Here is a 10947-nt window from a genome sequence, read left to right as displayed (position 1 = left end):
CGGTGCCCCCGCTCGCTTACGCTCGGGGATGGCAAAAAGCAACCCGTCGCAAAAAAAGAACCACTCTGGCGAGTGGTTCCTTTGAATGATTATCTCTTGGAGAACTGGGGCGCGCGACGGGCCGACATTTGCTTCGCAAACATCAGTGCCCCCGCTCGCTTACGCTCGGGGATGGCAAAAAGCAACCCGTCGCAAAAAAAGAACCACTCTGGCGAGTGGTTCCTTTGAATGATTATCTCTTGGAGAACTGGGGCGCGCGACGGGCCGCTTTGAGGCCGTACTTCTTACGCTCTTTCATTCTCGGGTCGCGGGTCAGGAACCCGGCCTTCTTGAGCGCGGGGCGCAGGGCCTCGCCGTTAAACTCGAGAAGAGCGCGGGAAACGCCGTGACGGATCGCGCCGGCCTGGCCGGAGACGCCGCCGCCGGTGACGTTGCAGACGATGTCGAACTTACCGGTGGTCTCGGTCAGCTCGAGCGGCTGGCGGACGATCAGCTTGAGGGTCTCGAGCCCGAAGTAGTCGTCAATGTCCCTACCGTTTATGGTGATGGCGCCGTTGCCCGGATAAAGGCGGACTCTGGCGACCGAGTTCTTTCTTCTGCCGGTGCCGTAGAAAAACTGTTTGGTATCGTACATTCCTTATTCCTCCTCCCGATTAAAGGGTGTATTCCTGCGGATTCTGCGCTTCGTGCCGGTGCTGGGCGCCGCGGTAGGTGCGCAGCCTGGTCAGTGCATGACGGCCGATCACGTTGTCCGGGATCATGCCCTTTACCGCGAGGGTCATCGCCTTCTCGGGATTCTCTTCCATCAGGTGGCCGTAGCTCATTTCCTTGAGCCCGCCGACCCAGCCGGAATGGCGGCGGTAGAACTTCTGATCGAGCTTCTTCCCGGTCAGGACCGCCTTGTCGCAGTTGACGATCACCACGTGATCGCCGCAGTCCACGTTCGGGGTGAAGGTGGTCTTGTGCTTGCCGCGCAGCAGCACGGCGGCCTTGGCAGCGACACGGCCCAGCGGCTTGCCGGCTGCATCAATCACATACCACTTGCGGCCGAGCTCAGCGGCCTTCGGCATTGTAGTTGACATTGTGTATACCTCCATATTACCTTAACTCTTTGAAAGCTCCTATCGTCCCGTGGGGGGAACCTTGCTCCCTTTTGGACAGACCTTCAAACCAACAGGTATCATTATAATGGCTTTGTTATGCGCTGTCAAGGACTTTTTAGCAATTTTTTAATCCGCGTCCTTCAATCTCTATTTTGCTCCCGTTTTCTTCCGATTACTCACGAATCCTCACGATTCATTTTTATTTTTCGCCAAAGAGCACACCCGCTTCGAGCATGGACTGCGCCGCCAGCAGCACCCCCAGCTTCCCCGAGGGCCAGGTCAGCCCCCCCTGCAGCCAGCAGGCGTAGGGCTCGCGCATCGGCGCATCGGCCGACAGCTCGATCGAGGCGCCCATGTTGAACGCCCCCGCCGCCATGATAACCGGGTCGTCGTACCCCGGCATGTCCCACGCCTCGGGGGTGACGAACGAATCCACCGGCGCGCCCTGCTGCACCCCGCGGCAGAAGGCGGACACCCGCTCGCCGCTGCCCAGCACGATGGTCTGGATGATGTCCGCGCGCCGCTCGTCCCACCGGGGCGACACCCGGTAGCCCGCCGCCTCGAAGAGGGCGGCGGCAAAGGTCGCCGTCTTGACGGCGCCGGCCACCACGGTGGGCGCGAAGAAGAGGCCCATGTACATCGAGCGCAGCTGCCCGAGGGTGCAGCCCACCTCCTTGCCGGTGCTCGGCGAGGTGAGGCGGCAGGCGCAGAGCTCCACCAGGTCCTCCCGTCCCGCGATGTAGCCGCCGGTCTGGGCGATCCCGCCGCCGGGGTTCTTGATCAGCGACCCCACGATCAGGTCGGCCCCCACCTCGGTGGGCTCCAGCGTGTCCACGAATTCGCCGTAGCAGTTGTCCACCACCACCAGCACCTGCGGGTCGGCGGCCTTGACCGCGGCGGCCGCCAGCCGCACGTCCTCACAGCTGAGCGACCTTCGCAGCGAATACCCGCGCGAGCGCTGGATGTAGGCGATCTTCGCGCCCGCCACCGCGCCGCTTACCGCGCCGAGGTCGATCTGATCGTCTTTCAGTTCGATTTGTTCATATTGAATGCCGAAGTCTTTTAGCGTCCCGCGCCCGGCGTGCTCGGGCAGCAGCCCGATCACCCCGTGCAGGGTGTCGTAGGGGGTCCCCGTCAGGCAGACCATTCGGTCCCCCGGGCGCAGCACCCCGAACAGCGCGCAGGTGAGTGCCGCGGTGCCCGAAACGAAGTTGTGCCGGTAGAGGGAATCCTGTGCCCCCACGACCTGGGCGAAGACCCGCTCGAGGGTCTCCCGTCCCCGGTCGTCGTAGCCGTAGCCGCTGGTCCCGGCGAAATGACTCTCGCTGACCCTCTGGTCCGCGAAGGCCCGCTGCACCTTGCAGGTGTTATATTGGGCGATCCCGTCGATGTGTTTCAACTGAGGCGCGATCTGCTCCTCAATTTGCTCCGAGAGCGCGAGAATCCGCTTGTCTATCTGAAAAAATGGCTGTTCCATCCCGTTCTCCTATCTCTATGTATTCTGTGCCAATGCGCAGGCCCACTCGTCATACTGTTCAAAACCCAGGCCGCGGTAGTACCCCAGCAGCTCCTCCCCGGCGCAGCAGAGCACCGGTAGGCGCCGGTGCTCCTGGGCCCTTGCGATCAGGAAGCGGACCATCCTCTGCCCGAGGCCGCGGCCCCGATGGTCCCGCCTCACCACGATCCCGCCGAGGTCGGCGCACCGCCCGCTCGCGCAGGTCAGCGCGCCGGTGGCCACCGGCGCGCCATTTTCGCAGTAGGCATATATCTGGCAGACCCCGTCGAGGCGCTTGAAGCGGTAGTCCGCCAGCCACCCCTCGTAGCCGCCGCAATCGAAGAAATGGTCGTAGTTTTCTCCGATCATCCGGTAAAGCCCGGAAAAGTTCTCCTCGACCGGCAAAAACGCCGGCTCATCCGCCGTCAGCGCCCCGCCGCGGTAGACCATGGCTGGGGCCAGTTCGTCCACTCTGAGCCCCGCACCCGGGGCCAGACGCCGCAGCAGCAGCCCCCGCCCGCAAAGCACCTCACAGCCGAGAAAGCGCAGGAATTCCTCAAGCTCGTCCGTCTTCACAAGGCCACGGTCGCAGAGCAGCACCTCGTCGTAAATGGACAGAAGCGCCGCGCGCGGCTCCTCCCCTTCGTAGCAGACCCAAAAGCGCAGGTCCTTCCCCACCCTCCGGCTGCCATTATAATAAGAAGAGAGCATGCAGGCATGGATCAAATCCTCCCCCGCCAGCACCTTCTCAAGGTCGGCCTGCCGCGCGGGGGAATCCACAAAGCGGATCACTGCCCGCCCGCCAGCGCGATGGCGGCGCGCAGCAGCCGCAGCGTCTCACAGAGGTCGCTCTTTTGCAGCACGCAGCTGGGCGAGTGCAGGTAGCGGCAGGGCAGAGACACGGCCAGCACCTTGACCCCGGCTTTACTGGAGATCAGGCTCTGCGCCTCGTTCCCGCCGTAGACCCCGGTCTTGGGCTGGCAGGCGATTCCCTCCTGCCGTGCGCGCGCGAGCAGAGCGCGGTAAAGCTCCATGTTGTAGACCGTCCCCCGGTCCATGAAGGAGACCACCGGCCCTTGACCCAGGCGGCAGACCTTCTTGTGCTCGGGGGTGTCGGGCAGATCGGCGGCGGTGGTGGTCTCCACCGCGATCGCAACGTCCGGGGCCACGGTGTAGCCGGCGGTCATCGCCCCAAAGCAGCCGTTTTCCTCCTGCACCGTGAAGGTGAAGGCGGTATCATATTCGATTTCCCCTTTGATCAGCTCGATGAGCAGGGCGCACCCGGCGCGGTCGTCCAGCGCCTTGCACTTGAAGAAGCCCTCGCCGAACTCGATGAATTCGCTCTCGAACGCTGCGCGCTCGCCGACTTCCACCAGCCCCGCCGCCTCTTCCCGGTCCTTTGCACCGATGTCGATATAGAGCTCGTCCATCTTGGGCGGAGTGTTAAATTCCTCCTCGCTCACCAGGTGGATCGGCTTTAATCCCACCACGCCGCAGAGTCTTTTTCTCCCGATGCGCAGCCGCTTGCCGAGCGTCACCCGCACGTCGATCCCGCCCACCGGCGCAAAGCGCAGCAGCCCGTCCTCGCCGATGTGGGTGATGATGAAGCCGACCTCATCCATATGGGCCGAAAGCTGGATTTTCTTGTCCGTGGCGCGCTTCCCCTTCTTGAGCGCGATGATATTTCCCAGCGGGTCCACGCTCCACTCGCATTTCCCGTCGATCTCTTTGATGATCCGCTCGCGCACCGCGCCCTCGTCGCCCGACACCCCGTCGAGCAGGGAAAGCTCTTTGATCAGCTCTAGCATCCGAATCCCTCCAATGAAAAGTTGTCGCACAGATAGGCCGCGATGAGGTTTGCCACCGCCTCGATGTCGGCGGTGTCCACGATCTCGACGGGGGTGTGCATGTTGCGCTGCGGGATCGAGAGGAGTGCTGTGCGCACCCCGCAGCGCGAGGCGGCGATATTGTCGGCGTTGGTGCCGCTCTTCCCGCCCATCACCTCGGGGGTGTGGGGGATCTGATGGCGCTCAGCGGTTTCTATCAACCCCCGGCTCATCTCGCCGCAAAGGGTGGGGGCAAAGCCCACCATCGCCCCGCTGCCGAAAGCTGCCTGCCGCACCGGCCCGAGGCCCGGCGCGCCGGCGAACGAGACGTCCACCACGATCGCGTGGGTGGGCGCGAGCGCATAGGCCGCGCACTGCGCCCCCTGCTCGCCCACCTCCTCCAAGGAGGAAAGCACCACGCTCAGTCCGCAGTCCAATGGGGACTGCGCCAGCAGCTCGCCCGCGCGTATGACCGCCGCGCACCCGGCGCGGTTGTCGAGGCTCTTTCCGGTCACCCTGCCGCCCAGCAGCCCGGCGAAGGGCGCGTCGATCGTCACCCGGTCCCCCGGGGCGATCAGCTTTTGCGCCGCCTCAAAGCCCAGGCCCGCGTCGAGGGTGAACTCCTCGATCTTCTGGGTCTTTTTCTGTTCTTTATCCTGCAGGTGGGGCGGCACCGAGCAGACCACTGCCTTCAGCGGCTCCCTGCCGTGGATGGTCACCTGGCAGGCGGGCAGGATCCGCCGGTCGATCCCCCCGCAGTTCGAAACCTTCAAAAAACCATCCGGCAGGATGGCGGTCACGATCAGCCCGATCTCGTCGAGGTGGGCGTCCAGCATGACGTGGGCTCTCCCCGCCTTGGGCTCGCGAATTTTACAGATCAGCGAGCCGAGGGGGCTGACTTCGCACTTCCCGATTTTCAGGAGCTCCTCCCTCGCCGCGGCGAGGACCCCGCTTTCGCTTCCCGCCACGCCGACCGCTTCGCTGAGTGTGCGCAGCAATGCTGACGTTTCCATCATATCCGCTCCTTTTCGATTACTTTTTGTATAATCCTGTATTTTCTATACGTTTTTCGACTATTTCAGCGCATTGACCAGCTGTTTAAAGTGTTTGCCCCGCGCCTCGAAGTTCGGGTATTTATCAAAGCTGGCGCTCGCGGGCGAGAGGGAGACGACGTCCCCCGGCACGGCCGCCGCGCGGGCGAGCCGCACGGCCTCTTCCAGATCGGCCGCGTGCAGGATCTGCAGCTGCGACGGGTCGTAGGTCGGGTGCTCCACCACCGCCTGCTCGATCTTTTCGGCGGTCGCGCCTGTCAAGACAAGCACCTTTACATGTTTGTTGATTTCGGGGGCCAACGGCAGGTAGGGGATCTTCTTGTCGTACCCGCCCGCGATGATGATCAGCTTTTGATCAAACGAGCGCAGCCCGGCGATGGTGCGCGTCGGGGAGGTGGCGATCGAGTCGTTGTACCAGCGCACGCCCTGAAGCTCCCGCACGAATTCGATCCTGTGCTCCACCCCGCCGAAGGTGCGCGCCACCTCCCGCATCTGCGCGGGAGTGACGTATTCGCAGACCGCCGCGATAGCGGCCAGATAGTTTTCCACGTTGTGGATCCCCGGCAGGCGGATGTCCTCCCGCTTCATCAGACAGATGCTCCCCGCGCGGGTATTGAGATACAGGTTCCCGTCGTCCGCCAGATAGCTGCCAAACCGAGGCCGCTCGCGGCGGGAGAACCAGAAAAGCCGTCCGCGCACCTCATCCTGGAAGGTGCGGGTGATCTCGTTGTCGAGACCCAGCACCGTTTTGGAGAAGGCGTTCTGGTGCAGAAAGATATTGCGCTTGGCGGCGATGTATTCGGCCATGTCCTTGTGCACATCCAGGTGGTTGGGGGCGACGTTGGTCACCACGCTCACATCCGGCGCGCAGCGCATCGAGATCAGCTGGAAGCTCGAGAGCTCCACCACCGCCATATCCTGCGGGGTAATCTCTTCGATCCCCGGCAGCAGCGCCTTGCCGATGTTCCCGCCCAGATGCACCCGGTAGCCCGCCTCCCGCAGCATTTCGGCGATCAGGGTGGTGGTGGTGGTCTTGCCGTCCGAGCCGGTCACCGCGAAGGTGGGGCAGGGGCACAGGTCGAAAAAGATTTCCATCTCGCTGGTCACCACCGCGCCGTCCTGGCGCAGCCGCTCCAAAAACTCGGATTTAAAGTACATCCCCGGGGTGCGCAGGAGGACGTCGCACTCCACCTTTTGCAGATACTCCTCCCCAAGTGCGAGCTTTGCGCCCAGCGCCTCGAAACGATCGCACACCTCGCCGAGCTGCTCGCGGCTGCGCTTGTCGTGCACCGTGACCAGCGCCCCCTTCTCCAAAAAGAGCGGGACCAGATCGGTGTTGGTCACCCCGACCCCCACGATGGAAACCCGCTTGCCGCGGATAAAATCAAAAAAGCGCTGCGCCCTGTCGTTCATGCCATACTCTCCTTTATGTCCAGCCTCCCGCGCTCCGGCAGAAGGGGAAAAATCCCATACCTTATTATTATAGTGGACGGAATTTGAAATATCAATCAAATGCGGGATTTTCTCAGGTTCCTTTGTACGCAAAAAGGCCGCCAGAAAGGATTTCCAGCGGCCTGATTTTACCGTGTTTTCGCGCGGGGAGCGAAAAAAATCCCATTCTCTCCCACACTTTTCCTAATTATATCCTCTTTTGGTGGGAAATGCAAGGGAATCCGCCCCTTTTCACCCCCTTCCCCCGCGGGTGGCGACCGGCAGAAATCCTTTCTGCTGGTCTTTTTGTTGCCGCCCAAAAGGAATGGTGATCGAATGAAACGCCTATGCTTTCTCGTCTCTCTGGCGCTGTGCCTGTTGTCCCTGCCCGCCGCCGCGGCCGCCGCGACGGAATACGTCATCCTGACGGTGAACGCGCAGGATGCGGCCATCGGCGGCTTCGATGTGTCGGCCTCGGGCGGCGGGATGACCCTCGCGCCCGACGAGGGCAAAACTGTAATCAAAGGGGGACAGTACACCTACTACCTGCCCATCCCCGACCCGCCGCAGGAAGACATCGACTTCACCGTCACCGTGGCCTCGAAGCCCAAAGAGGCCCTTTCTGCCCTGCGCAAGGGGTCAAGCAAGACGCTGACCATGACCTACAACGCCATCAAGAGCCTGACGCTCGCCCCCACCCTCCAGCTCCAGACCGACGGCCAGCGCTCCGCCCGCCTGACGGTGCAGAAAAACCCGGGCCTCGCCGCCACCGGCCCCACCGGTCACCCCTATATGACGGTGCGCGACTACGCCGCCCCCGTCGGCTGGCGCAGCAGCAATCCGGCCGTCTGTACGGTGGACGGTACTGGGCTCGTGTCCGCCGTCTCGCGGGGGACGGCGACCGTGACCGCCAGCGTCTATGGCGGAAAGCTGGAGGCGCGCTGCAAGGTAGCCGTCGATCTTCCGGTGGACGACAACGGCGACCCCATCGACTCCTCCTCCCTCGGCCAGACGGTGACCTGGGATAGAAAGAGCTGGTGGGTGGTGGACGACGACGGAACGAAGTTCGGCGGGAAGCGCTATTCGGTCGTGCTGCTGGCAAACTTCAATGCCGTTTCCAGCGCGTTTGGGGTCGACAACTCCTACAGTGCCAGCACCGCCCGCCAGCAGTGCCTGGATTACTACCAAAGCCTGTCGCCCGAACGGCGGGCCAAGCTCTCCCCCCACGCCAAAGTCGGCGATCCGGTCTGGCTGCCCAGCGCCTACGAGCTCTACGGCAGCAGCCGGACCGGCTGGGCGCTGGACAGCTATGAGATACCCCGGCAGTTTGGCTGGCTCGCGGGGGAGGGGGCCACCGCCGACTCCTATTCCCCCGTCGGCACGCTCTATGCAAACGCGGGCACCTACTCCTGGCTGCGCTCGCCCCGGCAGGACTGGGCCAACATCGCCTGCAGCGCTTCAGACGCCGGCTATCTCAACGGCCAGCTGGGGGTGTATAATTCCCGACCAATCCGCCCCGCCATCATTTTAAATCCATAAGAAAAGCCCCGAGAAGCCGTTTCTCGGGGCCCTTTCTATTTTCCCTTGATCTTTTCCCAGTAGCCTTTCGCCGCCTGCTCGGTCCTGTTCTCACCGTATTGGTAGTAGACGCGGTCTTTCAGGTTGTCCGGCAGGTACTGCTGCTCGACGTAGTGGTTCGGGAAGTCGTGCGGGTACTGGTAAAATTGCCCCTTGACCTTCACCTCGGCGCCGTCGAAGTGCTTATTTTGCAGCTGCCGCGGGATCGGCCCCGTATTGCCCGCGGCGATGTCCGCCATCGCCGCCTCGATCCCCATGCAGCCGCTGTTGGACTTGGGCGCGGTGGCCAGCAGCACCACCGCGTCGCCCAGGGGAATTTGCGCCTCGGGCAGCCCGACCTGCATGGCGATGTCGGCACAGGCCTTGACGATCGGGATGGCCTGCGGATAGGCGAGCCCGATGTCCTCGCAGGCGCACACCAGCATGCGCCGGCAGGCCGAGATCAAATCCCCCGCCTGCAACAGCCTTGCCAGATAGTGCAGCGCCGCCTGGGGGTCGGAGCCTCGGATCGACTTTTGAAAGGCCGATAGGATGTCATAGTGCTCGTCCGCCGAGCGGTCGTAGCGCATGACGCTCTTGGTGGTGACCTCCTCGACGCTCCCGTCCGCCACCCGGCGCACCCCGTCCGCGCTCTCGCCCGAGAGGGCCAGCAGCTCGAAGGAGTTAAGCGCGCGGCGCACATCCCCGCCCGAAAGGGTCGCTATCTTTTCCAGCGCTTCGCCTGAAATTTCGATTTTCTCCCCCAGCTCCCCCTCGAGCAGCGTCCTGGCGCGCCCGAGCGCCGGGAGGATCTCCTCCTTTTCCACCGGCTTAAATTCAAAGACGGTCGAACGGCTAAGGATCGCGTTATAGATATAGAAGTAGGGGTTCTCGGTGGTGGAGGCGATCAGGGTGATCGACCCGTCCTCGATGAATTGCAGCAGGGTCTGCTGCTGCTTTTTGTTGAGGTACTGGATCTCGTCCAGATAGAGGATCACCCCGCCCATCGCCTCCAGGCTGCCCAGGTTCTCCACGATCTCCCGGATGTCCGAGGTGGAGGCGGTGGTGCCGTTGAGCTTGTAGAGCTTCTTGTGGGCCTTCTCGGCGATGATCCGCGCCACGGTGGTTTTCCCCACCCCCGAGGGTCCGTAGAAGATCAGGTTGGGGATCGTGCCCCCCTCGATCAGCCGGCGCAGCACCTTGCCCTGCCCCAGGATGTGCCGCTGCCCCACTACCTCGCCAAGGTCCTGCGGGCGCAGCCGGTCCGCCAGTGGGCTTGTCATCCTCTCACCTCAATCCATGAAACTTGATATGATAGCTATTATACCGCGCTTTTCCCCCTTTGCCAACCAAAAAAACGCCGGGACGCGAACGCGTCCCGGCTCTCATCAGCTCTCCAACTCATAGATGGTCGGCACGAAGCTGCGCTTTTCACGGATCACCGCCGCGCGCGTGCCGTCGGGCGAGAAGCGCGCCTGCACCGGGCGGGTGAAGCGGTCCAGCTCCTGGAGCTTCTTCTCACGGTAGTCATACAGGTAGAGCACCGGTTCCTGGCTGTCGGAGAGGAGTAGAATTTTTGATTTGTAGGTATCCTGGATCACCAGGTCGTTCTCTTTGAGCGTAAACTTGGAGATCATGGTCGCGGAGGGCGCGTTGTAGACGTAGTACTGGGTCTCATAGGAGCCGTACTCCTGTGGGAGGTACACCTTGGCCTGCACCAGGATCCGGTCCGAGGCGCGCATCCAGCGCATGTTCTTCTCGTTCCCCTTGACCTGGAAGGGGAATCCGATCATGGCGATCTCCTCCCCCTGGTTGTCCCCCCGGTTGGAGTAGACCATCAGCTTGTCGCAGACGGCCTCCCCCTTCATCCCGAGGCCCCGGGCCATCCGCTCGCAGAAATAGTACTCCTCGCTGGAGTTAAACTGTACCCCCTGGTAGAAGTATTCCCCCTTAAATTCGGGCAGGTAGTCCCCGTAGAAGTCGGCGCGCTCGGTGCGCAGCACTCCGCCGTCGGGCAGCTCCAAAGAAAATTGATTCTCTCCCAGCAAAAATTCCGCCCGGTCGTCGTACAAGCGGCTTTTGAAGCCGAGCTCGCCCTTCTTGGCGGTGCTGTAAAGGCTCCCGGCGAGCCCCTCCTCGACATTCAGCTGGGCGATCACCCGCTGCGGCTCCTCCACCCCTTCCCGGGTGAAGGCCAGCAGGAGCCTGTCCTTTTGCGGCCACTGCCAGCTTTCGAGCACCACCCCGCCGGTGACCTGCTCCTCGCTGCCCGCGTCCAGCCGCACGCTGGTGGATCGCATCTTGGCCGCCGCGCCCGGCAGCGCGACCGCCAGGCTGAGCACCCCTGCCAACACGCCGACAATCAGCTTTTTCATTCCTTGACACTCCTTTCTTGGGAACCGGTTTTGGCCTTGGCGAAATGGCAGTATTACAACTGCCAAGGTGAAGAACCGGCCGCTTGAAAGACAAACCTTTCAAGCTTT

10 protein-coding genes are annotated in these 10947 nt (G+C 62.8%); 1 reads left to right on the top strand and 9 read right to left on the bottom strand.

Features of this window, described 5'->3' with window-relative positions; translation table 11 throughout:
- Window positions 1–232: 232 nt before the first annotated feature.
- From rpsI to murD, 7 genes are all read right to left on the bottom strand, one after another.
- Entirely contained in the window at window positions 233–634 is a 402-nt protein-coding gene (gene rpsI, locus EDD78_RS10420) for a 30S ribosomal protein S9 (RefSeq protein WP_079698631.1), read from the bottom strand.
- 19 nt (window positions 635–653) lie between these two features.
- A complete protein-coding gene (gene rplM / locus EDD78_RS10415) occupies window positions 654–1082 on the bottom strand; it encodes a 50S ribosomal protein L13 (protein ID WP_079698630.1) in 429 nt (142 codons plus the stop codon).
- A 220-nt stretch (window positions 1083–1302) separates the two neighbouring features.
- Window positions 1303–2580 (bottom strand): methionine gamma-lyase family protein, encoded by a 1278-nt coding sequence (locus EDD78_RS10410; protein ID WP_132084888.1) that lies wholly within the window; start codon window positions 2578–2580, stop codon window positions 1303–1305.
- A 15-nt stretch (window positions 2581–2595) separates the two neighbouring features.
- Complete coding sequence (locus tag EDD78_RS10405; RefSeq protein WP_079698628.1) at window positions 2596–3390, bottom strand: GNAT family N-acetyltransferase; 795 nt, start codon at window positions 3388–3390, stop codon at window positions 2596–2598.
- On the bottom strand, window positions 3387–4406 hold the full coding sequence (locus EDD78_RS10400) for a M42 family metallopeptidase (RefSeq protein ID WP_079698627.1): 1020 nt from the start codon (window positions 4404–4406) through the stop codon (window positions 3387–3389). The genes EDD78_RS10405 and EDD78_RS10400 overlap by 4 nt, the downstream gene beginning before the upstream one ends.
- Window positions 4400–5440 carry a zinc-binding metallopeptidase family protein gene (locus EDD78_RS10395; RefSeq protein WP_132084887.1) on the bottom strand — a complete coding sequence of 347 codons (1041 nt, stop codon included), beginning with the start codon at window positions 5438–5440 and terminating at the stop codon, window positions 4400–4402. The genes EDD78_RS10400 and EDD78_RS10395 overlap by 7 nt, the downstream gene beginning before the upstream one ends.
- A gap of 57 nt (window positions 5441–5497) precedes the next feature.
- The gene (murD, locus tag EDD78_RS10390; RefSeq protein WP_132084886.1) at window positions 5498–6889 is read right to left on the bottom strand and encodes a UDP-N-acetylmuramoyl-L-alanine--D-glutamate ligase; all 1392 of its coding nucleotides are present in this window, start codon (window positions 6887–6889) and stop codon (window positions 5498–5500) included.
- 354 nt (window positions 6890–7243) lie between these two features.
- Between murD and EDD78_RS10385 the strand changes: the two genes are divergently transcribed.
- Window positions 7244–8446 carry an Ig-like domain-containing protein gene (locus EDD78_RS10385; protein WP_286170847.1) on the top strand — a complete coding sequence of 401 codons (1203 nt, stop codon included), beginning with the start codon at window positions 7244–7246 and terminating at the stop codon, window positions 8444–8446.
- A gap of 35 nt (window positions 8447–8481) precedes the next feature.
- On the opposite strand, the gene EDD78_RS10380 is transcribed toward EDD78_RS10385, so the two are convergent.
- Both EDD78_RS10380 and EDD78_RS10375 read right to left on the bottom strand, forming a co-directional pair.
- Window positions 8482–9747: a replication-associated recombination protein A gene (locus EDD78_RS10380; RefSeq protein ID WP_132084885.1), complete on the bottom strand. Its 1266-nt coding sequence runs from the start codon at window positions 9745–9747 to the stop codon at window positions 8482–8484.
- A gap of 105 nt (window positions 9748–9852) precedes the next feature.
- Window positions 9853–10839, bottom strand: a complete 987-nt coding sequence (locus EDD78_RS10375) for a hypothetical protein (protein ID WP_132084884.1) — start codon at window positions 10837–10839, stop codon at window positions 9853–9855.
- Window positions 10840–10947 lie beyond the last annotated feature (108 nt).

Origin of the sequence: Harryflintia acetispora, from assembly GCA_004340125.1 — a bacterium.
GTDB classification, from domain to species: domain Bacteria; phylum Bacillota; class Clostridia; order Oscillospirales; family Ruminococcaceae; genus Harryflintia; species Harryflintia acetispora.
This window is presented reverse-complemented; position numbering and strand designations above follow the sequence as displayed.

Excerpts from the sequence above, each read along its gene's own strand:
- rpsI (WP_079698631.1), bottom strand. The coding sequence starts at position 634 with ATGTACGATACCAAACAGTTTTTCTACGGCACCGGCAGAAGAAAGAAC.
- rplM (WP_079698630.1), bottom strand. The coding sequence starts at position 1,082 with ATGTCAACTACAATGCCGAAGGCCGCTGAGCTCGGCCGCAAGTGGTAT.
- EDD78_RS10410 (WP_132084888.1), bottom strand. The coding sequence starts at position 2,580 with ATGGAACAGCCATTTTTTCAGATAGACAAGCGGATTCTCGCGCTCTCG.
- EDD78_RS10400 (WP_079698627.1), bottom strand. The coding sequence starts at position 4,406 with ATGCTAGAGCTGATCAAAGAGCTTTCCCTGCTCGACGGGGTGTCGGGC.
- EDD78_RS10395 (WP_132084887.1), bottom strand. The coding sequence starts at position 5,440 with ATGATGGAAACGTCAGCATTGCTGCGCACACTCAGCGAAGCGGTCGGC.
- murD (WP_132084886.1), bottom strand. The coding sequence starts at position 6,889 with ATGAACGACAGGGCGCAGCGCTTTTTTGATTTTATCCGCGGCAAGCGG.
- EDD78_RS10385 (WP_286170847.1), top strand. The coding sequence starts at position 7,244 with ATGAAACGCCTATGCTTTCTCGTCTCTCTGGCGCTGTGCCTGTTGTCC.
- EDD78_RS10380 (WP_132084885.1), bottom strand. The coding sequence starts at position 9,747 with ATGACAAGCCCACTGGCGGACCGGCTGCGCCCGCAGGACCTTGGCGAG.
- EDD78_RS10375 (WP_132084884.1), bottom strand. The coding sequence starts at position 10,839 with ATGAAAAAGCTGATTGTCGGCGTGTTGGCAGGGGTGCTCAGCCTGGCG.